At 70.3% G+C, this 22,213-nt stretch carries 22 protein-coding genes; 16 read left to right on the top strand and 6 right to left on the bottom strand.

Going from position 1 to position 22,213, the window contains the following annotated elements:
* The 10 genes from ACZ7OU_RS05975 (at position 1) to ACZ7OU_RS05930 (ending at position 9,704) form a co-directional block, all read left to right on the top strand.
* The gene (locus ACZ7OU_RS05975; RefSeq protein WP_470254381.1) at positions 1-1,491 is read left to right on the top strand and encodes an ABC transporter substrate-binding protein; all 1,491 of its coding nucleotides are present in this window, start codon (positions 1-3) and stop codon (positions 1,489-1,491) included.
* Entirely contained in the window at positions 1,488-2,432 is a 945-nt protein-coding gene (locus ACZ7OU_RS05970; RefSeq protein ID WP_470254380.1) for an ABC transporter permease, read from the top strand. Before ACZ7OU_RS05975 ends, ACZ7OU_RS05970 begins: the two co-directional genes overlap by 4 nt.
* On the top strand, positions 2,432-3,238 hold the full coding sequence (locus tag ACZ7OU_RS05965; RefSeq protein ID WP_470254379.1) for an ABC transporter permease: 807 nt from the start codon (positions 2,432-2,434) through the stop codon (positions 3,236-3,238). The genes ACZ7OU_RS05970 and ACZ7OU_RS05965 overlap by 1 nt, the downstream gene beginning before the upstream one ends.
* A complete protein-coding gene (locus ACZ7OU_RS05960; RefSeq protein WP_470254378.1) occupies positions 3,235-3,966 on the top strand; it encodes an ATP-binding cassette domain-containing protein in 732 nt (243 codons plus the stop codon). The genes ACZ7OU_RS05965 and ACZ7OU_RS05960 overlap by 4 nt, the downstream gene beginning before the upstream one ends.
* Positions 3,963-4,736 (top strand): ABC transporter ATP-binding protein, encoded by a 774-nt coding sequence (locus ACZ7OU_RS05955; RefSeq protein WP_470240051.1) that lies wholly within the window; start codon positions 3,963-3,965, stop codon positions 4,734-4,736. Before ACZ7OU_RS05960 ends, ACZ7OU_RS05955 begins: the two co-directional genes overlap by 4 nt.
* Positions 4,729-6,141, top strand: a complete 1,413-nt coding sequence (locus ACZ7OU_RS05950; protein ID WP_470254377.1) for an aldehyde dehydrogenase family protein — start codon at positions 4,729-4,731, stop codon at positions 6,139-6,141. The genes ACZ7OU_RS05955 and ACZ7OU_RS05950 overlap by 8 nt, the downstream gene beginning before the upstream one ends.
* Positions 6,138-6,893 (top strand): SDR family NAD(P)-dependent oxidoreductase, encoded by a 756-nt coding sequence (locus ACZ7OU_RS05945; protein WP_470240049.1) that lies wholly within the window; start codon positions 6,138-6,140, stop codon positions 6,891-6,893. The genes ACZ7OU_RS05950 and ACZ7OU_RS05945 overlap by 4 nt, the downstream gene beginning before the upstream one ends.
* Before the next feature lie 9 nt (positions 6,894-6,902).
* Positions 6,903-8,288, top strand: coding sequence for an amidase (locus ACZ7OU_RS05940; protein WP_470240048.1), 1,386 nt, complete (start codon positions 6,903-6,905; stop codon positions 8,286-8,288).
* A 62-nt stretch (positions 8,289-8,350) separates the two neighbouring features.
* Positions 8,351-8,866 (top strand): RNA polymerase sigma factor, encoded by a 516-nt coding sequence (locus tag ACZ7OU_RS05935; protein ID WP_470254376.1) that lies wholly within the window; start codon positions 8,351-8,353, stop codon positions 8,864-8,866.
* Positions 8,859-9,704 carry a CU044_5270 family protein gene (locus ACZ7OU_RS05930; RefSeq protein WP_470254375.1) on the top strand — a complete coding sequence of 282 codons (846 nt, stop codon included), beginning with the start codon at positions 8,859-8,861 and terminating at the stop codon, positions 9,702-9,704. The genes ACZ7OU_RS05935 and ACZ7OU_RS05930 overlap by 8 nt, the downstream gene beginning before the upstream one ends.
* 17 nt (positions 9,705-9,721) lie before the next feature.
* Here the strand turns inward: ACZ7OU_RS05930 and ACZ7OU_RS05925 are convergent, their stop codons facing one another.
* A complete protein-coding gene (locus ACZ7OU_RS05925; protein WP_470240045.1) occupies positions 9,722-10,570 on the bottom strand; it encodes an HpcH/HpaI aldolase/citrate lyase family protein in 849 nt (282 codons plus the stop codon).
* Positions 10,567-11,637 carry an HpcH/HpaI aldolase/citrate lyase family protein gene (locus ACZ7OU_RS05920; protein WP_470254374.1) on the bottom strand — a complete coding sequence of 357 codons (1,071 nt, stop codon included), beginning with the start codon at positions 11,635-11,637 and terminating at the stop codon, positions 10,567-10,569. The genes ACZ7OU_RS05925 and ACZ7OU_RS05920 overlap by 4 nt, the downstream gene beginning before the upstream one ends.
* A 421-nt stretch (positions 11,638-12,058) precedes the next feature.
* Between ACZ7OU_RS05920 and ACZ7OU_RS05915 the strand changes: the two genes are divergently transcribed.
* The 3 genes from ACZ7OU_RS05915 to ACZ7OU_RS05905 are packed head-to-tail and all read left to right on the top strand — an operon-like array spanning position 12,059 to position 14,317.
* Positions 12,059-12,709, top strand: a complete 651-nt coding sequence (locus tag ACZ7OU_RS05915) for a hypothetical protein (protein ID WP_470240043.1) — start codon at positions 12,059-12,061, stop codon at positions 12,707-12,709.
* A gap of 10 nt (positions 12,710-12,719) precedes the next feature.
* Entirely contained in the window at positions 12,720-13,370 is a 651-nt protein-coding gene (locus tag ACZ7OU_RS05910; RefSeq protein WP_470240042.1) for an NAD(P)H-binding protein, read from the top strand.
* Positions 13,367-14,317 (top strand): ribose-phosphate diphosphokinase, encoded by a 951-nt coding sequence (locus tag ACZ7OU_RS05905; protein WP_470240041.1) that lies wholly within the window; start codon positions 13,367-13,369, stop codon positions 14,315-14,317. The genes ACZ7OU_RS05910 and ACZ7OU_RS05905 overlap by 4 nt, the downstream gene beginning before the upstream one ends.
* Here the strand turns inward: ACZ7OU_RS05905 and ACZ7OU_RS05900 are convergent.
* Positions 14,314-15,609 (bottom strand): D-arabinono-1,4-lactone oxidase, encoded by a 1,296-nt coding sequence (locus tag ACZ7OU_RS05900; protein WP_470240040.1) that lies wholly within the window; start codon positions 15,607-15,609, stop codon positions 14,314-14,316. The two genes, ACZ7OU_RS05905 and ACZ7OU_RS05900, sit on opposite strands and share 4 nt — an antisense overlap.
* 87 nt (positions 15,610-15,696) lie before the next feature.
* Here ACZ7OU_RS05900 and ACZ7OU_RS05895 point away from each other — a divergent pair, with 87 nt between their 5' ends.
* A complete protein-coding gene (locus ACZ7OU_RS05895; RefSeq protein WP_470240039.1) occupies positions 15,697-16,881 on the top strand; it encodes an amino acid deaminase/aldolase in 1,185 nt (394 codons plus the stop codon).
* A gap of 543 nt (positions 16,882-17,424) precedes the next feature.
* Here the strand turns inward: ACZ7OU_RS05895 and ACZ7OU_RS05890 are convergent.
* Positions 17,425-18,072, bottom strand: coding sequence for a TetR/AcrR family transcriptional regulator (locus ACZ7OU_RS05890; protein ID WP_470240038.1), 648 nt, complete (start codon positions 18,070-18,072; stop codon positions 17,425-17,427).
* A gap of 129 nt (positions 18,073-18,201) precedes the next feature.
* Between ACZ7OU_RS05890 and ACZ7OU_RS05885 the strand changes: the two genes are divergently transcribed.
* Both ACZ7OU_RS05885 and ACZ7OU_RS05880 read left to right on the top strand, forming a co-directional pair.
* A complete protein-coding gene (locus ACZ7OU_RS05885) occupies positions 18,202-19,527 on the top strand; it encodes a GH1 family beta-glucosidase (protein ID WP_470255887.1) in 1,326 nt (441 codons plus the stop codon).
* The gene (locus ACZ7OU_RS05880) at positions 19,517-20,785 is read left to right on the top strand and encodes an MFS transporter (RefSeq protein WP_470254373.1); all 1,269 of its coding nucleotides are present in this window, start codon (positions 19,517-19,519) and stop codon (positions 20,783-20,785) included. The genes ACZ7OU_RS05885 and ACZ7OU_RS05880 overlap by 11 nt, the downstream gene beginning before the upstream one ends.
* A 365-nt stretch (positions 20,786-21,150) precedes the next feature.
* Here the strand turns inward: ACZ7OU_RS05880 and ACZ7OU_RS05875 are convergent, their stop codons facing one another.
* Positions 21,151-21,573 carry a hypothetical protein gene (locus ACZ7OU_RS05875; protein WP_470240036.1) on the bottom strand — a complete coding sequence of 141 codons (423 nt, stop codon included), beginning with the start codon at positions 21,571-21,573 and terminating at the stop codon, positions 21,151-21,153.
* Between the two features lie 13 nt (positions 21,574-21,586).
* Positions 21,587-21,922, bottom strand: a complete 336-nt coding sequence (locus tag ACZ7OU_RS05870; RefSeq protein ID WP_470240035.1) for a hypothetical protein — start codon at positions 21,920-21,922, stop codon at positions 21,587-21,589.
* Positions 21,923-22,213 lie beyond the last annotated feature (291 nt).

Genomic DNA, 22,213 nt, shown 5'->3' with positions numbered 1-22,213 from the left:
ATGAAAGCTCGACTTCACGTGCTGGCAGCGGCGCTGCTGCTCGTGGTGTCCGGCTGCTCGGCCGGCTCGTCGGCCAGCGTTTCCGCTGGTCCGGACACCCTTTCCGTCGGCTTCACGGCCGAGCCGGCGAACTTCGACTTCACCAAGACCGACGGCGCCGCGATCCCGCAGGCGCTCCTCTACAACGTCTACGAAGGCCTGGTGAAGCTCGACTCGCAGGGCAAGGTCGTGCCGCTGCTCGCGAAGTCGTGGACGATCAGCCCGGACCGGAAGACCTACGACTTCCAGCTGCAGCAAGGCGTCAAGTTCAGCAACGGCGCGCCGTTCACCGCCGAGGACGTCAAGTTCTCACTGCTGCGCGTGAAGACCGCCTGGACGATCTCGATCAAGTCCACGATGGACGTCGTCGACCACGTCGACGTCGTCGCGCCGGACCACGCGCGGGTCGTGCTGTCGAAGCCGTCGAACGGCTGGCTGTTCAGCCTCACCAGCCGGCTCGGCGCGATGTTCAGCCCGACGGGCGTCGCCGATCTGGCGAACAAGCCGATCGGCACCGGGCCATACGTCGTGGCGGCCCGGAAGCGCGGCGACTCCGTCGTGCTGAAGGCGAACCCCGGGTACTGGGGCCGCGAACCGGCGTACAAGACGGTCGTCCTCAAGTACATCAAGGATCCGACCGCGTTGAACAACGCCCTGTACAGCAACGGCATCGATGTCATCTCTGCGATCACCGCGCCGGACTCGATCCCGCAGTTCCAGGCCGACGACCGGTTCCAGGTCGTCCAGGGCACGTCGAACAGCGAGGTCACGCTGGCCATGAACAACGCGCGGGCGCCGTTGAACGACGTCCGCGTGCGCCAGGCGCTGACGTACGCGATCGACCGGAAGGCGTTGCTGGACACGGCGTGGGCGGGCCGCGGCACGCTGATCGGCAGCATGGTCCCGCCGACCGACCCGTGGTACGAGGACCTGGCGAACGTCTACCCGTTCGATCCCGCGAAGGCGAAGGCGCTGTTGACCGAGGCGGGCGCGACGAACCTGAACCTGCGGCTGCGGATCCCGAACCTGCCGTACGCGGTGTCGGCCGCGCAGGTCGTGCAGTCGCAGCTGGCCGACGTCGGCGTGCGGACGACGATCGAGCCGCTCGACTTCCCGGCGGTGTGGCTGAAGCAGGTGTTCACCGACCACGACTACGACCTGTCGATCATCCAGCACGTCGAGGCCCGGGACATCACGACGTTCGGGAAGCCGAAGTACTACTGGGGTTACGACAGCAAGCGCGTCCAGCAGTTGCTCGCGGAAGCCGACAGCGGGACGCCGGAGCAGCAGGTCGCGGACATGAAGCAGGTGGCGCGGCAGCTGAACACCGATGCCGCCGCCGACTGGCTGTTCCTCTTCCCCAACGTCATCGTCGCGAAGGCCAAGGTCGGCGGGTTCGTGCAGAACCAGGTCAGCGAGTCGTTCGACCTCACCGGGCTGGCGCCGCGATGACGGCCAGGGTGCTGCGCCGGGTGGCGATCTTCGTGGTCAGCTTGCTGGTCGCGTCGATCGTGGTGTTCCTGTTCATGGCCGTGCTGCCGGGCGACCCCGCGCAGGTCGCGCTCGGCGTCAACGCGACGCCGGAGCTGCTGGCCAAGACCCGCGCCGAGTTCGGCATCGACCGGCCGCTGGTGACGCAGTACTTCGACTGGATCGGCGGCGTGCTGCACGGCGACTTCGGCCGCTCGTACGTCACCCGCGACGCGATCGGCCCGCAGCTGCTCGACCGCCTCGGCGTCACGCTCTGGCTGGTCGGCGCCGGGATGCTGGTGGCGCTGGTGATCGCGATCCCCGCGGGCACGTTCGCCGCGGTGAAGCACCGGAAAGCTTCCGGCGCGGGCGTTTCCGGGCTGTCGCAGATCGGGGTCGCGATCCCCGCGTTCCTCGCCGGGATCATCCTGGTGCAGATCTTCGCGGTCCAGCTGCGCTGGCTGCCGTCGGGCGGGTGGACTCCGCCCAACCAAAACGCTGGCGAGTTCCTCCGCGGGCTGATCCTCCCCGCGCTCTCGCTGGGCTTGGTGCAGGGCGCGGTGCTCACGCGCTATGTGCGCTCGGCCGTGCTCGACACGCTCGGCCAGGACTACCTGCGCACCGCGCGGTCGAAAGGCCTGCGTCCCGGACAGGCGTTGGTGCGCCACGGCTTGCGCAACGCGTCCGTTCCCGTCGTCACCGTGCTGGGACTGCAGCTCGCGACACTGCTGATCGGCGCCGTCGTCGTCGAGCGCGTGTTCGTGCTGCCGGGCCTGGGCTCGATGCTGCTGGACGCGGTGTCGTCGCGCGATCTGCTGACCGTGCAGGGGATCGTGCTCGTGCTGGTCGCCGGCGTGCTGCTGGTCAACTTCGTCGTCGACGTCCTCTACACCGTGCTCGACCCGCGATTGCGAGGTTCGTGATGCGCAATCTCGTGATCGGCGGGGTGCTGGTCGGGCTGGTCGTGCTCGCCGCGGTCCTGTCGTTCTTCTGGACGCCGTTCGACCCGGTGAAGGTCGACGCGGCCCACCGGCTGCTGGGCTTCGGAAGAGAGAACTTCTTCGGCACGGACAAGTTCGGCCGTGACCTGCTCAGCCAGATCATGGTCGGCGCGCGGACCACGCTGTACGTCGGTGTGGTCGCGGTCGGCATCGCCGCGGTGATCGGCACGCCGCTGGGCATCCTGGCCGGGATGTCGCCGCGGTGGCTCGGCGAGTTCGTCATGCGCGTCAACGATCTCGTGCTCGCGTTCCCCGCGCTGCTGCTCGCGATCATGTTCGGCGCGGTGTTCGGGGCGGACACGCTGACCGCGATGGTCGCGATCGGCATCGCGACCATCCCGTCGTTCGCGCGGATCGCGAGGTCCGGGACGCTGCAGGTGATGAGCACGGAGTTCGTGCTCGCCGCCCGCGCCGGCGGCCGGTCGCGGCTGACCATCGCGGTGCGGCACGTGCTGCCGAACATCTCCGGACTGCTGATCGTGCAGGCGTCGGTGTCGTTCGCGATCGCCGTGCTTGCCGAAGCGGCGCTGTCGTTCCTCGGCTTCGGCACGCGGCCGCCGACGCCGTCGTGGGGCCGGATGCTGCAGGAGTCCCAGGAGCTGCTGACCGTGCAGCCGCGGTTGGCGCTGGTGCCGGGCATCGCGATCGCCGTGGCCGTGCTCGGGTTCAACCTCCTCGGCGACGGCCTGCGCGACCGCCTGGACCCCCGATTGGCGGCGAAGGTATGACGCTCTCGGTGTCGGGGCTGCGGGTCCGTGAGCTGGTCAAGGACGTCTCCTTCGAGATCGGCGCCGGTGAGCGCGTCGGTCTGATCGGCGAGTCCGGGTCCGGGAAGTCGCTGACGGCGTTGTCGATCATGGGTCTGCTGCCCGAGGAGCTGCACGCGTCCGGCTCGATCCGGCTCGGCGACCGGGAGCTGCTCGGAATGTCCGAAAAGGACCTGTCCCGGCTGCGCGGCGACGAGCTGGCGATGGTGTTCCAGGAGCCGATGACGGCGTTGAACCCGGCCATGCGCGTCGGCCGTCAGGTCACCGAGCCCGGCCGGATCCACGGCCGTCGCCGATCCGCGGCGGAACTCCTCGACGCGGTCGGGCTGCCGGACACGGCTCGCGCGTACCCGCACCAGCTGTCCGGCGGGCAGCGGCAGCGCGTCGTCCTGGCGATGGCGCTGGCCAACGCGCCGTCCCTGCTGATCTGCGACGAGCCGACGACCGCCCTCGACGTCACCGTGCAGGCGCAGATCCTTTCGCTCATCAAGACGTCGTTGCCGGCCGAGAGCGCGCTGCTGTTCATCACGCACGACCTCGCGGTGGTGGCGTCGGTGTGCGAGCGCGTACTGGTGATGCTCGACGGCGAGATCGTCGAAGCGGGCTCGACGCGCGAAGTGCTGACGTCGCCGAAGCACGAGTACACGCGCAAGCTCCTGGACGCCTCGGACCTGGAGGCCCGGCGATGACGATCATCGAAGTCCGCGACCTCGAACGCCGGTACGCCCGGCGGGACGTGCACGCGCTGCGAGGCGTCAGCTTCGACGTCGAAGCGGGGCAGCGGTTCGGCATCGTCGGCGAGTCCGGCTCCGGGAAGTCGACGCTGGTCCGGCTGCTGGCCGCGCTCGACAAGCCCACGTCGGGCACGGTCTCGTTCCAGGGCAAACGCATCGACGATCTGCCCGAACGCAAACTCGGTTTCCTGCGGTCCGAGCTGCAGATCGTCTTCCAGGACCCGATGGGCTCGCTCGACCCGCGGATGCGCGTCGCCGACATCATCTCCGAGCCGCTGGGCCGCCGGAACCCGAAGCTCGTCGACGAGCTGCTGGCCGCGGTCGGGCTCCCCGCGGACGCGGCGGGCCGCTACCCGCACCAGTTCTCCGGCGGGCAGCGGCAGCGGATCTCGATCGCCCGCGCGCTCGCGCCGAACCCGAGCGTGCTGATCGCCGACGAGCCGGTCAGCGCGCTCGACGTGTCCGTGCGCGGCCAGATCCTCGACCTGCTCGCGTCGCTGGTGGAGCAGTTCGCGCTGACGCTGATCTTCGTGTCGCACGACCTCGGCGTCGTCCGGCACGTGTGCGACCGGGTCGCGGTGATGCGCCGCGGCGAGATCGTCGAGCTCGGCGACGTCGGGCAGGTCTACGACGCGCCCGAGCACGAGTACACCCGGGAACTGCTGGCCGCCGCGCCGAACCTGCGTGCGGAACTGGCCCGGCTGAGCGGAGGTGACGATGACTGAGTACCCGGACGGCCTGCCGGTCGGCACGGCCTGGGTGTCCACTGTGGACGTCGAAGAAATCGTTTTCCCGTACGACGGGAGTGTCGTCGGCACGGCGCCGGTCGGGACGCCGGAGCTGGCTCGACGCGCTGTCGACGAGGCTGTCGCTGTCGCGCGCGAAGTGGCTTCGCTGCCTTCGCGGACTCGCCGCAAGCTGCTCAACGACGTCGCTCTGGCGATACAGGAGCGGCGCGAGGAGTTCGAGAACCTGCTCGTGCTGGAGACCGGCAAGCCGCTGGTCGACTGCCGCGTCGAGGTCGCCCGCACGATCGTCACGTGGGAAGCCGCGGCCGAAGAGGTCTCCCGCCTGCACGGCGAGACCGTGCCGCTGGACCTCCTGCCTTCCGGGGACGGCCTGGTCGGGTTCTGGAAGCGCAAGCCGATCGGCGTCGTCGTCGGCATCGCGGGCTTCAACTACCCGCTGCTGCTGGCGTCGCACAAGATCGCGCCCGCCATCGCCGCGGGCTGCCCGGTGATCGTCAAGCCGGCGCCGCAGACCCCGCTGGCCACGCTGTGGCTGGTCCACCTCGTCCGGTCGGCGGCGCCGATCCCCGCCATGGTCCAGCTGGTCACCGGCGACGCGTCCGTGGGCGCCGCGCTGACGACCGACCGCCGGATCGGCGCGGTGTCCTTCACCGGCTCGGCCGCGGTCGGGCACCGCATCGCCCGGGACGCCGCCCCGACGAAAACGCTGCTGGAGCTGGGATCGAACGCGGCTCTCGTGGTCGCCGGCGACGCCGACCTCGAGGCCGCGGTGGACGCCGTGGTGCGCGGCGGTTTCTACGCGTCCGGCCAGGCGTGCATCTCGGTGCAGCGGGTCCTGGTCGTTTCGTCGGTCGCCGAGGAGTTCACCGAACGGCTGCTGGCCCGGCTCGACGAGGTCGTCTTCGGCGATCCGCGTGACGAGAAGACGCGGGTGTCCGCGCTGATCGACCCCGCGTCCACCGCCCGCGTCGCCGCGTGGATCGAGCAGTCCGGCGCCCGCCAGGTCGGCGGTGGCATCGACGGCACCGTGCTGCGGCCGACCGTCCTGCTCGACGTCCCGGACGGCGTCGAGGCCTGGGACGAAGAGATCTTCGGCCCGGTCGTCTGCCTCCGGACGGTGTCCGATGTGGACGAAGCCTTCGCCGCGGTCAACGCCTCCCGCTACGGCCTCCACGCCAGCGTCTACAGCAAGTCCCTGAACACGGCGTTCCGCGCGCTGGACGAACTGGAGGTCGGCGGCGTCGTCGTCAACGAGGTGCCCGGCTTCCGCTCGGACACCATGCCCTACGGCGGTGTGAAGGACTCCGGCATCGGCCGCGAAGGGCCGCGCTTCGCCGTCGAAGAGCTGACCGTGACGAGGATGGCGGTGCTGCGCCCGTGAACTACGAAAACCTGTTCCGCCTGGACGGACGGCGAGCTGTGGTGCTCGGCGCGGGCGGGATCGGCCGCGAGGTGGCGCGGGCGCTGGCCGCCCACGGCGCTTCGGTGGTCTGCGCCGACCGGGACGTCGAAGCCGCGCGCGAGTCCGGCGTCGGCGAGGCGTACGAGGTCGACCTGCTCGAACCCGGCGCCGTCGATCGCGCGGCGACGGACCTCGGCCCGCAGGACGTCGTCGTGCTGACCGCCGCGATGAACGTCCGCAAACGTTTGCTGGACTACACGCGGGAGGAGTTCGACCGCGTCATCGCCCTGAACCTCGGCGTGGCGTTCGAGGTCGTCCGCGTCTTCGGCGCCGACATGGTCGCGCGGGGGCGGGGGAGCATCATCGGCTTCTCGTCGATCCGCGGGACGACCGTCGAGCCCGGTCAGGGCCCGTACGCGGCGACGAAAGCCGGGCTCGTCCAGCTGTTCCGGACGGCCGCGGCGGAGTTCGGCCCGGCCGGGGTGCGGGTCAACGCGATCGCGCCCGGCGTCGTCGAGACCCCGTTGACCGCGCAGATCAAGGCGAACCCCGAGTGGTACGACGCGTACGCGACGAAGGGCGCCTTGGGGCGCTGGGCGCGTCCGGACGAGCTCGCCGGCGCAGTCGTGTACCTCGCTTCGGACGCTTCGTCGTTCGTGACCGGCTCCGTGCTCGCGGTCGACGGCGGCTGGACCGCTGTCGATGGCCGCTTCGAACCGCCCGCCTCCTGAGGAGCGTTCATGCCCGAGTTGCCCGACCTGACCGCTGTCGAACTCGTCGCGCAGTACCGCGCGAAGACGCTCTCGCCGGTAGAGGTCACTGAAGCCGTCGTCGCGCGCATCGAGGCGCGAGAGCCTGAGTTGCACGCGTTGTACGCGTACGACCCTTCGGCTGCTCTCGACGACGCGAAGGCGTCCGAAGCTCGCTGGGCGTCGGACGAACCGCTGGGCCCGATCGATGGCGTCCCGCTGACGCTCAAGGAGAACATCGCGACCCGCGGCACCCCGGTACCGCTGGGCACGGCGGCCACCGCGCTGGTCCCGGCGGCCGAGGACGCGCCGGCGGCCGCGCGCGTCCGCGAGTCCGGCGGCGTCCTGCTGGCCAAGACCACCATGCCGGACTACGGGATGCTGACGTCCGGCCTCTCGAGCTTCCACGAGACGGCGCGGAACCCGTGGCAGCCGTCGGCTTCGCCGGGTGGGTCGAGCGCGGGTGCGGGCGCGGCGGGCGCCGCCGGGTACGGCCCGCTGCACGTCGGCACCGACATCGGCGGCTCGATCCGGCTGCCCGCGGGCTGGTGCGGCCTGGTCGGGCTGAAGCCGAGCTTCGGCCGCGTGCCGGTCGACCCGCCGTTCCTCGGCCGCGTCGCCGGCCCGATGACCCGCACGGTCGCCGACACCGCGTTGCTGATGAGCGTGCTGTCCGCGCCCGACGCGCGCGACCACCTGAGCCTGCCGCCCCACGACCTGGACTGGTCGTCGCTCGACGGTTCGCTCCAGGGACTGCGCGTCGGCCTGCACCTCGACCCCGGCGTGGGCCTCCCGGTGGACCCGGCGACGCTCGACGCGGTCACGGCCGCGGCCCGGGCCTTCGAGGCCGCGGGCGCGGTCGTCGAGCCGGTCGGGCCGTTCTTGACGCGCGAGATGCTCAGCGGCCTGGACGTCTTCTGGCGCACGCGCGCCTGGTCGGACATGGCGGGGTTGCCGGCCGAGCGGCGCGCGAAGGTCCTGCCGTACATCGCGGACTGGGCCGCCGGTGGCGCCGAAGTGTCCGGGCTGGACGTCTACCGCGGCTTCGCCCAGATCGACGTCATCAGCGTGGCGGCCCTGCGCGCGACGTCGGCGTTCGACATCGTGCTGTCCCCGACGTGCCCGGTCGCGGCGCCGCCGGCGGAGTGGGCGTCGCCGACGAACGACCCGGCGAGGCCGTTCGAGCACATCGCGTTCACGGTGCCGTACAACATGTCCGGCCAGCCGTCGGTTTCGCTGAACTGCGGCTACACGGACGACGGCCGCCCGATCGGCCTCCAGCTCACGGGCCGCCGCTTCGACGACGTCGGCGTCCTGCGCGCGGCCGCGGCGTACGAAGGCCTTCGCGAGCCGCAGCGACCCTGGCCGATCGGATAGGGAAGAAAGTCCGGCCCCGCGGCGAAGTGGTGGTGAAGCTGTCGCCGAAGGGAAGGATTTCCATGACAGAGGCAGCCCCGGCGACCGGCGTCGAGCAGTTCACCGAGGTGCACGACCGCCACTTCGCCGAGGTCTACCGCTACATCGCCGGCCGGCTCGGCAGGCAGGCCGCGGAGGACGTCGCCGCCGAGACGTTCCTGGTGGCGTTCGACCGCCGCAAGACGTTCGACCCCGCCCGGGGCGAACTGCGCGCCTGGCTGTTCGGCATCGCGACGAACCTGGTGTCGAGACACCGCCGCAAAGAAGCCCGCCACTACCGCGCGCTCGCGCGGATCGAAGTGCGCGGACCGGCCGAGGGGCACGAAAACCGCGTCGTCACGAGCGGACAGCTGGGAAAAGCGTTGTCCCGGCTGACCGCGGGCGAACGCGACGTCCTGCTGCTGGTGGCGCTGGCCGACCTCGGGTACACGCAAGTCGCCGAGGCACTCGGCATCTCCCCGGGCACGGTCGGCTCCCGGCTGACGCGCGCCCGCAAGAAGCTCGCCCCCGTTCTCGCCCCGGAGGCCACCGATGAATGACTTCGAGACCCTGCGCACGATCCTTCTGCCCGACGAGCCGCCCCAGGACGTCGTCGACCGCAGCCGGCACCGGCTGCAGAACCGGATGCTCGGACGCCGCGAGCGGGTCCGCCCGCTGGTGATCGGCACCGGGCTCGTCGCCGCGGCGGCGGCGGTCGCGGTCGTCGTGGCGACCCTGCCCGGCACCCCGCCGCCCCCGGCGCCGCCTCCCCAGGCGGTGGCACCGGTCTACCTGGGGCCGCCGGTCCTGCTGGCGGCGGCCACGGTCGCCGAGCGCACCCAGGTCGGCACCGGCAAGTACTGGCACACGACCACGAAGGTGGGCAAGGAGACGTGGGAGTACTGGACGACCACTGACGGGCAGGAGTGGTACCGCGATGAGAACCACAACGGCGAACTCAGGCTCCTGCCCCGCGCCCGGCCCATCCGGATCAACGGCGACGACGACGTCACCCTCAGCACGATCTTGACGCTGCCCCCGGACCCGGCGGCCCTGCGAGCCTGGCTCACGAGCGGGCTGACGAGCCACGGCTTGCCCGCGAACCAGCTCGGCTTCGCGGTGCTCGAGGGGTTGGTCGACCTGGTTTCCACGGTGCCGTCGCCCCCGGCGGTCCGGGCCGCGGCGTTCCGCGCGATAGCCGGGTACCCGGGTGTGACCGAGCTGCCCGACGGCAAGAGCGTGCGGCTACCGGGCGGCGGTCGCCTCGTCGTCGACCCGGCGACCGGCCAGGTGGACAGCTCGTCGGTGTTCATCGGCCTGGATGGCAAACCGGTCAAGAACGGGAACGGCGACACGTACGCGGTCAGTGGCGAGTGGACGGACGACCTGCCGAAGTGACCCGTGGGCCGGGGCCGTCAGCTCTTGACGGCCTCGGCCAGCGCCAGCACCCGCCGCGCGTTGTCGACGTGCAGGTTTTCGATCATCCGACCGTCCACAGTGACGACACCGCTGCCGGCTTTCTCGAAGGCCTCGATGATCCGCCGCGACCGGTCGATCTCCTCCTCGGACGGCGCGAAGATCCGGTTGCACGGCTCGACCTGGCCGGGGTGGATGAGCGTCTTGCCGTCGAAGCCGTACTGGCGGCCCTGCTTGCACTCCTCTTCGAACCCGGAAAGGTCCTTCACGTCGTTGTAGACGCCGTCGAGGATCGCCTTGCCGGTCGCGCGCGCGGCCAGCAGGCACAGCGACAGCCCGCCCAGCAGCGGCCCGCGACCCGGGACGAACTCCGCGTGCAGCTCCTTGGCCAGGTCGTTCGTGCCCATCACCAGCACGGTCAGCCGCTCGGACGCCGCCGCGATCTCCTCCGCGTGCAGCATCGCGACCGGCGTCTCGACCATCGCCCAGATCTTCGTGTGCTCTGGCGCGCCGCCGAGCTCCAGCGCGCGCTCGATGTTGTGCACTTCGGACGCCGAGTTCACCTTCGGCACGACCACCGCGGCGGGCCCGGCGGACGCGGCCGCGCGCAGGTCGGCGTCGTGCCACTCGGTGTCGAGACCGTTGACGCGGATGGTGACTTCCCGTGAGCCGTAGTTGCCCACCGCAGCGCAGACCCGCTCGCGCGCGGCTTCCTTCGCGTCCGGCGCGACGGCGTCCTCGAGGTCGAGGATCAGCGCGTCGGCCGGAATGGTCTTGGCCTTCTCCAGCGCGCGTTCGTTGGCGCCGGGCATGTAGAGAACGGAACGTCTCGGCTTCAGCTCGGTCATCCGAGGGCCTCCTTGGTGGCGGCGTCGTAGGCGGCCGCGAGTTCGGGGTCGTCCGCCGCGAGGGCGTCGGCCAGTTCGGCGACCACGCGGCACTGCTTCACCGACGCGTCGTCCTGCATCTTCCCGTCGATCATCACGGCGCCGGTGCCGTCGCCCATTTCCGCGATGACGCGCCGCGCCCAGGCCACATCGGACGGCGAAGGCGAGAACACCTTCTTCGCGATGTCGATCTGCACCGGGTGCAGGCTCCACGCGCCGACGCAGCCGAGCAGGAACGCGTTGCGGAACTGGTCCTCGCACGCGACGACGTCGCGGATGTCCCCGAACGGCCCGTAGTACGGCAGGATCCCGTGCATCGCGCAGGCGTCGACCATCCGCGCGACCGTGTAGTGCCAGAGGTCCTGCTGGTAGGTCGTCCGGCCCTCGGTCAGGTCGTCGCCCGTCGGGTCGGTGCGCACCAGGTAGCCGGGGTGCCCGCCGCCGACGCGGGTCGTCTTCATGCGGCGGCTCGCGGCCAGGTCGGCCGGACCCAGCGAGATGCCCTGCATGCGCGGGCTCGCGCCGGCGATCTCCTCCACGTTGGCCACCCCGCTGGCCGTCTCGAGGATCGCGTGCACCAGCAACGGCTTCGTCAGGCCGGCGCGCGCTTCGAGCTGGGCCAGCAGCCGGTCGACGTAGTGGATGTCCTGCGCGCCCTCGACCTTCGGCACCATGATCACGTCGAGCTTGTCGCCGATCTCGGTGACGAGCGTCACCAGGTCGTCGAGCACCCACGGCGAATCCAGGCTGTTGACCCGCGTCCACAGCTGCGTCTTCCCGAAGTCGTTCGCCTTGGCGATCGCGACGAGCCCGGCGCGCGCGGCCTCCTTGCGGTCGGCGCGCACGGCGTCCTCGAGGTTGCCGAGCAGGACGTCCACCTTCTGCGCGATGGCCGGCACCTTCGCCGCCATCTTCTCGTTGCCGGGGTCGAAGAAGTGGATCATCCGGGACGGCGTCACCGGGATCTCCCGCACGGGGGCGGGCGCTCCCAGGGCGAGCGTGGCGAAGAAGTCCTTCGGCGAGCGCATCGGTCCTCCACGGCGGCGACTAAGTAACTGGCGGGTAACTTTAGTCCCCGGGCGCGCGACGCCGCTGCGGCGTAAGTCACCGCCGTGTGGGTGACGGCGGACATCCGCAGCTCAGCGCCCTGGGTCCACTGTGGATTTTCCCCGGGTTGCGCCGAACGGGCTAGTCGGGCGCCGGGGCCGAACCCTGCCCCCGGTAGTCGGTCGCGGGCGGACGGTAGTGCCACTCACCCCGCGATCACTCGGTTGGCCGCACCGTTCGACCGAAGTCGGATGACCGCCTACCGACCGGTCATCGACCGCTGGCCGCCGCCGATCGCAGCCACTCGCACTACCCGGCGACGCCGCGCCGCCGCGCTGTTAGACAGATTGGGTGCCGGTTTTCACCGGCACACAGCGGTGCAGGTTAGAAGGAGGCGGACTCGTGGCGGCTACACCTCAGAACACCGATCGCTCGACGGTCGCCGGTGGCGCGAAGCGCAGCCGGTCGATGCCGAGCCGGGTGGTGCCGCCGATCGAGCTCCCCGCGAGCGTCGACGAACTCGCCCGCACCGCCGCGGCCCAGCTGGGCTGGAACGGCATCGTCCTCCCCGAGACCACGATCCTCGGCCGCAAGGTCTGCGTGGTCGCCAAGCTTCGCACCGATGTGCACGCCGAACGCATCGCGATGGGTGCCGGCCCGGTGGCCGACCGCGCCACCGTCGACACCTGGACCTGGCCGGAGCTGGCCGGAACCGCCCCCGCCCCGGCCGCCGAGATCGTCGGCGTCCTGGCCGTCGCGCGCCACTGGCGCACCGCGATGGCCTCCGCGGTTCCGTTCGCCCGCTACGGCGAGGCCGCGTTGGTGCTGCCGTCGCCGGTCACGCTGACCGAGGACTACGTCGGCAACTGCCTGCCGAGGGCCCGCGCGTACGGCCTCGCCGTCGTGACGGCCGACCCGAACGCGGTCGTCGACCTCGACCTCGAGGGCCGCACCGAGCGCGTCGTGCTGGCCGAGGACCCGGTCTCCCGCCTGGTCAACGAACTGGTCTACGACCACCTCCTGCGCACAGCCGAGGCGCCCGCTTCGCACTAGGGTCGGCTCCATGCGAGTCGTCATTGCTGGTGGACACGGTCAGATCGCGCTGCGGCTGGAGCGGCTGCTCGCCGCGCGCGGTGACGAAGGGGTCGGGATCATCCGGAATCCCGCCCACGAGGCGGATCTCGAGGCCGCCGGCGCCCAGGGCGTCGTGCTCGACCTGGAGAAATCCGATGTGGACGCGGTCGCCGAGGTCCTGAGGGGTGCCGACGCCGCGATCTTCGCGGCCGGCGCCGGTCCGGGCAGCGGCACCGCCCGCAAGGACACTGTGGACCGAGGTGCCGCGGCGCTGTTCGCCGAGGCGGCCGAGCGAGCCGGGGTCCGGCGGCACATCCAGGTCGGCTCGATCGGGGCCGACAACCCGGAGAACCCCGACGTCACCGAGGAGTTCCGGCACTACCTGCGCGCCAAGCGCGCGGCGGAGGACGACCTCAAGGCACGCGACCTCGACTGGACGATCCTCCGGCCGGGTTCGCTGACCAACGATCCCGGCACCGGCCTGGTCCTGCTGGCCGAGGAGACCGGCTATGGCTCCATCCCGCGCGACGACGTCGCCGCGGTGCTCGCCGGCCTGCTCGAGGCGCCCGCTTCGGTGCACCGCACCCTGACGCTGATCTCGGGCGAGGACACCATCGGAGAGGCGATCGCAGCGCTGTGATCAACCAGGCGTCGAGAGAAATCGCCGTCTTCAGCGGCAGTGCGCACCCCGAACTGGCCGAAGAGATCTGCAAGCACCTGGGCGTGCCGCTGCAGCCGGCCGAGATCCGGCGGTTCGCGAACGACTGCCTCGAGGTGCAGCTGCAGGCGAACTGCCGCGAACGGGACGTCTTCATCATCCAGCCGCTCGTGAAGCCGGTGCAGGAGCACCTCGTCGAGCTGCTCCTGATGCTCGACGCGGCGCGCGGGGCGTCGGCGTCGCGGATCACCGCCGTGATGCCGCATTACTCGTACGCGCGCTCGGACAAGAAGGACGCGCCGCGCATCTCCCTCGGCGGCCGCCTGGTCGCCGACCTGCTGACCACGGCCGGCGCGAACCGCGTGCTCGCGATGACCCTGCACTCGCCGCAGGTCCACGGCTTCTTCAGCGTCCCGGTCGACCACCTGCACGCGCTGCAGGAGCTGGCCAAGCACTTCCGCCAGTACGACCTCTCCCGCACCACCGTCGTCTCGCCCGACCTGGGCAACGCGAAGGAGGCGTCGCACTTCGCGCGGCTCCTCGGCGTCCAGGTCGCCGCCGGCGCGAAGGAGCGCTTCCCGGACGACCGCGTCCAGATCTCGTCGGTGATCGGTGAGGTCACCGGCCGCGACGTCATCGTCCTCGACGACGAGATCGCCAAGGGCAGCACGGTGCTCGAGCTGCTCGACAAGCTCGCCGAGCTGGAACCCCGGTCGATCCGGGTCGCCTGCACGCACGGGCTGTTCGCGGCGAAGGCCATCGAGCGCATCGGCAGCCGGCCGGAGGTGCTGGAGATCGTCTGCACCAACACGGTCCCGGTGCCCGAAGAGGAGCGCACGGAGAAGCTGAAGATCCTGTCGATCGCGCCGGCGCTGGCCGAGGCGATCCGCCGGATCCACAACGGCGAATCGGTGTCCGCGCTCTTCTAGGCCGGTCCGAGCACCCGGTCCAGGTAGGTGTTCGTGAAGACGCCGTTCGGATCGGTTTCCTTGCGCACGCGCAGGAAGTCGTCGAAGTGCGGGTAGCGGGAGCGGAGGACGCCGGCGTCGAGGTCGTGCATCTTGCCCCAGTGCGGGCGGCCGCCGACCGCGCCGGCGATCTTCTCGAACGCGCTGAAGTACTCGCGGTAGGGCATGCCGGTGAACTGGTGGATGGCGATGTAGGCGGAGTCGCGGCCCTGCGCTGTCGACAACCAGATGTCGTCGGCCGCGGCGACGCGCACCTCGACCGGGAACATCACCGGATCCTTCAGCGTCGGCACTACTGCCCGTAGTTCGGCGAGCACGTCCAGCACTGATTCACGTGGAACAGCGTATTCCGTTTCGGTGAACCGGACGTTGCGCGCGGTGACGAAGACTCGGTGGGAGAGGTCGCTGTACTCGCGCGCCGAGAGCATGTTCGACGCGAAGCTGTTCAGCGGGCGCACGAGCCGCGGCATCAGCCGGCCCGTCCGGCAGAGTCCGCCGAACGCGACGTTCTCCATGATCTGGTAGTCGACGAACTCGCGGACCTTGCTCAGCGGCTCGGCGGTCTCGCACCGGTTGTTGCGCTTGACCAGCGCGTTCTTGCCGTAGGGGAACCAGTAGAACTCGAAGTGCTCGTTCTGGTCGGCGAAGTCGTGGAAGCCTTCGAGGACCTGCTCCAGCGGCTCCGGCCGTTCCTGCGCGCGCAGCACGAACGACGGCTCGCACTTGAGCGTCACGGTGGTGATGACGCCGATCGCGCCGAGGCCGACGCGGGCCGCGGCGAAGAGGTCGGGTTTTTCGTCCGCCGAACAGGTGACGACCGAGCCGTCCGCCTGGACCAGCTCGAGCGCGGCGATCTGAGTGGCGATGCCACCGAGGCGTGCGCCAGTGCCGTGGGTGCCGGTCGAAATCGCGCCGGCGATGGTCTGTGCGTCGATGTCACCGAGGTTGGTCATGGCCAGCCCGAGCGCGTCGAGGTCGGCGTTGAGCTGCTTGATCGTGGTGCCCGAGCGGACGGTGACCTGGCCGGTTTCGAGGTCGACGCGCTCGATGCCGGTCCAGTGGCGCAGGTCGAGGGCGTCGGAGTCGGCGACGGCGATCGCGGTGAACGAATGCCCGCTGCCCCAGGGGCGCACGGTCCGGCCGGCCGCGGCGACGCCTTCGACGGCCGCCGCGATCTCGGCCGCGCTGCGCGGCTGGTGAACGTGTTGTGGCGAGGCGGAGGCCGTGCCCGCCCAGTTGGTCCACCGGGTCATGCGCGCGCACCCTTCATCCGTCGAGTGCCCGAAACAGTATGTGAACAGTATTCGCGTTTCAAGCCTTCGTGTCGTACTTTAGACCTCGTGACCAGTGCGACGGTGTACGACTTGGCGACCAAGGACCTCGATCCACCCTTGGCCGTGGTCGACTTGGCGGCCTTCGACGCGAACGCCGGCGACCTCCACCGCCGCGCGGCGGGCAAGCCGATCCGCGTCGTCAGCAAGTCGGTCCGCTGCCGCGCGTTGCTGGAGCGCGTGCTCGCCATGCCGGGCTTCGAGGGCCTGATGTGCTACTCGCTGTCGGAAGCGATCTGGCATGTCGAGCAGGGCACGACGGACGACGTCGTCGTCGCCTACCCGACGGCCGACCACGAAGCCCTCCGCCGCCTGGCGGCGTCCGACCAGGCCCGCGCGGCGGTCACGATCATGGTCGACTCGCCTTCGCACCTCGATTTGGTGGACGCGGCTCTCGGCCACGGCCACCCGGAGATCCGGGTGTGCCTGGAGCTGGACGCGTCGTGGCGCCCGCTGCCGGGAGTCCACGTGGGCACCAGGCGTTCCCCGATTTTCACGCCGAAGCAGGCATTGACGTTCGCCCGCCAGGTCGTCGCACGGCCGGGCTTCCGCCTGGTGGGCGTGATGGCGTACGAGGGCCAGATCGCCGGACTCGGCGACGCGGCCGGCCGCAGGCTGAACCAGGCGGTGATCGGCTGGATGCAACGCCGTTCGGCGGCGGAGTTGAATCGCCGCCGCGGCGAGGCGGTCCGCGCGGTGAGCGAAGTGGCGGACCTGGAGTTCGTGAACGGCGGCGGCACGGGAAGCATCGAGTCCACGGGCGCGGACGCGGTGGTCACGGAGATCGCGGCAGGCTCGGGCTTGATCGGCCCGACACTGTTCGACGGGTACACCCGCTTCAAGCCCCGCCCGGCGGCGCTGTTCGCGTTGCCGGTGGTCCGCCGCCCAACCCGCAAGATCGCCACGCTGTACTCCGGCGGCTATATCGCTTCGGGGCCCACAGGTCCGTCCCGCCAGCCGACGCCGTATCTCCCGACGGGCCTGAAGTTCCTCGGCTTCGAGGGAGCGGGCGAGGTCCAGACCCCGGTAACCGGCCGAGCAGTCCGCACCCTGAACCTGGGCGACCGGGTGTGGCTTCGGCACGCGAAGGCGGGTGAGCTGGCGGAGCGCTTCACGCACTACCACCTGGTGATGGGCGACCGAGTGGAGCGCACGGTCCCGACGTACCGAGGCGAGCACCAGAACTTCGGCTGAGCGCCCGATTCCGGCGGCGGCCTGACCTCGCGCAGCCACGGCGGCGCGGCTCGGCTCCGCGCAGCCGAACGCGCGCCCGGCGCACAAACCGGCTGGCCTGATTCGCGCCCTGGCGCAGCCACCGCCGACCTGGCTCCGCGCACCTGATCGCGTCCGCGCAAGTTAGCCAGCCCACGGCTTGGCTCTACAACCGAAGCCCGTCCGGCGCTGCTGCCGGCGCCTCGCCCCGCGCGTCTGAAGTCGTCCGGCGCAGACCTAGGCTCGCCCAACCGAACGCCACCGCTGGGCTGGGTACTACGTCCGTGCGCCAGAACGCCGATATCGCGGCGCGGACCGGCAGCGATCTCCGTCTTGTCCCATCCCCGGACGGGCGAACCCCGCAGCGATCAGGTGGTCCAGCCGCAGCTCATCACCGCCCGGCCGCACCCCGCCCTTCCCTGGGGGAACCCCCGCTTCCAGTCTATCGGCGCACCCCGACAGAACCGGCCCAAGCCGCTGGGTTGTCCACAGCTGTGGATGCCTGTGGACAACTTCTGTGGACAGCTAGGACCGCTCCCCGAACCGGGCCGCCAGATACCCCTTCACCACGTACTTCGCCTCGGCGACGATCTTCTCATCCCCGCTCGGCTCCTTGCGGAACGCCAGCTTCAGCAGCGCGTCCGCCACCTCGTTGGCGATGCCGATCGCGAACCGCAGGTCCTCCACCGGCCGGTCCACCTGCGTGGACACCAGGTCCGTCAGGGAATCCACGATCACGGCGTTGTTGTCGCGGGTCTCGTCCAGCAGCTGGCGGTCGATGATGTCGCCGAAGTGGACCTTCGAGAAGCCCGGGACCGACCTGTGCATCTCGAGGTAGATGTCGAGGATCGAATCGACGACGTCCCACCAGTGCTCGGGACCGAGCTGCTTCAGGCGCTCGTTCACCGCGCCGACGAACCTCTCCAGGTTGCGGGCGGTAAGCGCTTGCACGACCGCGCGCTTGTCCGGGAAGAACTGGTACAGCGAACCCACCGCCACACCCGCTCGTTTGGCGATCAGGGTCGTCGTGAGTGCGTCGTAGCCAAGCTCGTCGATCAGCGCCGCGCTCGCGTCGAGCATCTGCTCGACTCGCTTCGCGCTTCGCTGCTGGACCGGCTGACGGCGCAAGGGGGTGGCTTCTGCCGGCACCTTCGCGGCCTGGATGTCGGACACGGCGCTCCTCCTCGTCTGATCTGGGACTTTATCGTGCCGACGGGCTTCCCCACGGACGAGTGAAGACCTAGTATATGAGAACTTTTCATGTTCACCCGTACGGGTGGCCTGACGAAGGGGTCAGCACCGGTGCAGAACCCGATCTTCCCGCCCGGCTTCCTCTGGGGTGTCTCGACTTCGGCGTTCCAGATCGAGGGCGCCACCAGCGAAGGTGGGCGCGGACCGTCCATCTGGGACACGTTCACCGCGACCGAGGGCAAGATCGCCCGCGGTGAACAAGCAAACGTAGCGGCCGACCACTACCACCGCTACCCCGAAGACATCGCCCTGATGGCGGAGCTCGGTGTCGGCGCCTACCGCATGTCCATCGCCTGGCCCCGCATCCAGCCCGACGGCAAGGGCGCGCCCAACTCCGAGGGACTCGGCTTCTACGACAAGCTCATCGACGCCGTCTGCGAAGCCGGGATCGCCCCCGCTGTCACGCTCTACCACTGGGACACCCCGCAGGCGATCGAAGACGACGGCGGCTGGCTCTCCCGCACGACCGCTGAGCGCTTCGCCGAATACGCTCACATCCTCGGAGAGCGCTTCGCCGATCGGGTGAAACTGTGGATTCCGCTCAACGAGCCCATGGTTATGTCGATCTTCGGCTACGCCATCGGCGAGTACGCGCCCGGCCAGACGCTTCTGCTCGACGCCATCCCGACCGCGCACCACCAGAACCTCGCCCACGGACTCGCCGTCCAGGCCCTCCGCGCGGCCGGCGCCACGAACATCGGCACCGCCAACAACCACTCGCCGATCTGGCCCACCGACGACTCCGCGGAAGACGAAGCAGCCGCGGAGTGGCTCGACGCGCTGCTCAACCGGCTCTACGCCGACCCGGTGCTGCTCGGCACCTATCCCGAACAGCTCCACGAACACCTCCCCGCCGGGTTCGCCGACGACCTGCCCACCATCGCGCAGCCGCTCGACTTCTACGGCGTCAACTACTACGAGCCGCAGGGGGTCGCGAAGCCCAGTCCGGGCAACCCGCTGCCCTTCGACCTTCGCCCGATCGAGGGCTATCCGATGACGACCAACGACTCGCCGATCGTCCCGCACGCCCTGCGCGAGCTGCTGCTCGACTTCCACCGCCGCTACCGCGACAAGCTGCCGCCCATCCAGATCACCGAGAACGGCTGCAGCTTCGCCGACGTCGTCGCCGAGGACGGTGGCGTGCACGATCCCGAGCGCATCGACTTCCTGCGCAGCCACCTCGTCGCCTTGCGCGAGGCGATGGACGCCGGTGTCGACGTCCGGGGTTACTTCTGCTGGTCCCTGATGGACAATTTCGAGTGGTCCAAGGGCTACGCGCCACGCTTCGGTCTGGTGCACGTCGACTACGAAACCCTGCGGCGCACGCCGAAGGACTCGTTCCACTGGTACCGGAAGCTGGTGCGGGATGAGCAGTGAGACCACCGAGACGACCGGTCTGCCGGAAGCCCTCGCCGAACCCGTCGTGCGGGTGCGGCCCGGCTGGATGAGCCTGCTGTTCTTCGCGAACATCGCGCTCTGGCTGGGGATCTACGCGCCGATCCAGGTGCTGCTGCCGCAGCAGGCCGAACTGCTCGACCAGGTGAACAAGGAGTTCGTGCTCGGGCTGGTGATGGGCGTCGGCGCGATCGTGGCGCTGATCGTCAACCCGGCCGTCGGGCTGCTGTCCGACCGGACGACCTCGCGCTTCGGCCGCCGCCACCCGTGGACGGTCATCGGCGCGGTCGTCGCGGCCGTCGGGCTGCTGGTGCTGGCGTTCGCGCCGGACGTCGCGCTGCTGATCGTCGGCTGGTGCCTCGTCCAAGCGGGCCTCAACGGCATGCTCGCCACGCTCATGTCCGCCATCGCCGACCGCGTCCCGGTCGGGCAGCGCGCGCAGGTCGGCGGGCTCGTCGGCATCGCGCAGATGCTCGGCACGGTGCTGGGCGCGGTCGTGGTCGTCGTGATGCTCGGCATCGCCGGGATCCCGCTGGCGTACGCGGTCTGCGCGGTGATCGTCGTCGTGGGCGCCGCGTTCTTCGTGCTGCGGACGCCGGATGCGCGCCTGCCGGTCGAGTACCGCCCGTCGTCGCAGGCCGGCGAGGTCCTCCGCAACCTGTGGGTCTCGCCGCGGCGGCACCCGGACTTCGCGTGGGCCTGGTCGTGCCACTTCATGATCAACCTCGGCAACGCGTTCGGGACGCTCTACCTGCTGTTCTTCCTCAAGGACGCGGTGCACTACGAAGACCCCGACACGGGCCTGCTCATCATGATGGGGCTGTACGGCGTAGCGCTCGTCATCGGTGCCGTGCTCGCCGGCCACTTCTCCGACAAGTCCGGACGGCGTAAGCCATACGTCCTTGCGGCGTCCGGTGTGATGGCGTTGGCCGCTTTGCTGCTGGTCGTTTGGCAGAGCTGGCCGGTCGCGCTCGCGGCGTCCCCGCTGCTGGGCGTCGGTTTCGGTGCGTACATGGCGGTCGCCTTGGCGATGCTGACGCAGGTGCTCCCGACCGCGCAGGACCGGGCGAAGGACCTGGGTGTCATCAACATCGCGAACTCGCTGCCGCAGGTGGTCGCTCCGCTGCTGACGCCGCTGGTGCTGGCCTACCTGGGTGGGTACTCGGGACTCTTCGCCGCTTCGGCCGTCGCGACGCTCTTGGCCGCGGTGCTCGTGTTGCGGGTGAAGGCGGTTCGCTGAGGTTGGAACCGCGGGCCGGTGCCGGTCGGGGGAGGGGAGTGCAACGGCACCGGCCCGCGGAATTCAGGGGCCGCTCACAGGCGGGTCACGTCGAGGTGAACCAGTGGTCCAGGCCTCTTCGATGATCAATCTAGCGGGGGATTACCGCCTGGGCTAGGCCTAACGCGTATTTTTTTCGATTAATCGCGGTGGGGACCGGGTGGGGCGGCCGAGGACTGGTTCGCGCTGCTCGGGGGTGCGGGCGAAACAGTCCCCGGCCGGGGCGAGAGCTGACGCGGGTCCGATGGGGCGATCGGTCGGCCGCGCTCGCCTGTCAGGGGGTTCCGGGTCGCCACCGCGGGAGGTGGCGACGGCCCGGGGGTCCGTCAGGCCGTGACCGCTCGGCGCGGGTTCACCAGCGCGTGGCGCCCGGTGGTCTCGGCCGCGGTGGGCGCGGGGGCCGGTCGGCCCTGCGCCGGGACGGGGCTCTGGCGGCGGCCCTGCAGCCGGCTGTCCGACGAGGACTGCTGCGGCGCCAATCCGCCTGCCACCAGGTGTTCGTGCGCGACCTGCCAGACCGAGCACGGCGCCTTGCAGCGGTGCCACCGGGTCGAGCAGGTGGGGCAGTCGCCGCGCTCGTCGGGCTCGTGCATCTTCAGCATCGCGCGCCACGCCTCCGTCAAGCGGGGGAGTTCGGAGCGTGCGACCGAGACGAGCGACTGTGCGTCGGCGCGGTTCGCCAGGTCGGTCAGCATGTCGAGGCGCTCCCAGACCGCATTGCGGAGGACCTGCCCGAGTACCTGATCCATGATCAGCTCACCGTTACCTTTCCGCCATCTTGGCGGCTTCGTTGAGCGCGGCGCGCAGCTGTCCGAGCTGGCCGGACGTCAACCGCGCGGTCTCGCCGGGGGGCGAGACCAGTACCACCTGGTTGTCCTCGACGAACACCGTCACCGCGCGCTCGCGGCTGATGAGGTCGCCGCACTGCACGCGCCACACCAGCTGCCCGCCTTCGTAGTGCCGGACGTTCGCGGTACGGGGGTCCACCGCGGCGGCGGGGGTGACCGGGCGGACGGCGGAGATGGGAGAGACCACCGGCCGCACGGCGCGGGTCGCCGTGCCGGCATGTCCCACTGCGAACGAGTCCACGAACTCCACGCCCTTCTCCGCTCTGTCGTTGCCGTCTCCGGGTCCGTTGGGCTCCGAAGATGCCTTCTGCAACATCGCTTTGTCATGACCACTGCGGTTTTCGTAGCTCTCCGTGATCGCTGCCGGTGTCCGGGCGGTGACGGAGATCTGACAACTACAGTGAGGTGAAACCGGGTGCGATAGAAGGTCGAAATGGCGTCATAGCGGTGACCGGACTCGGTTCCACGGTAAGCGGTCAACGGACTTCGCCCGGACCGATCAGGGCGCCAGTCCGCCAGTTCACACAGTTCCTCAGGTTTG

Source organism: Amycolatopsis sp. NPDC114505, assembly GCF_055633615.1.
The sequence above is the reverse complement of the archived record's forward strand: the minus strand, read 5'-3'. Positions and strand labels throughout refer to the sequence as shown.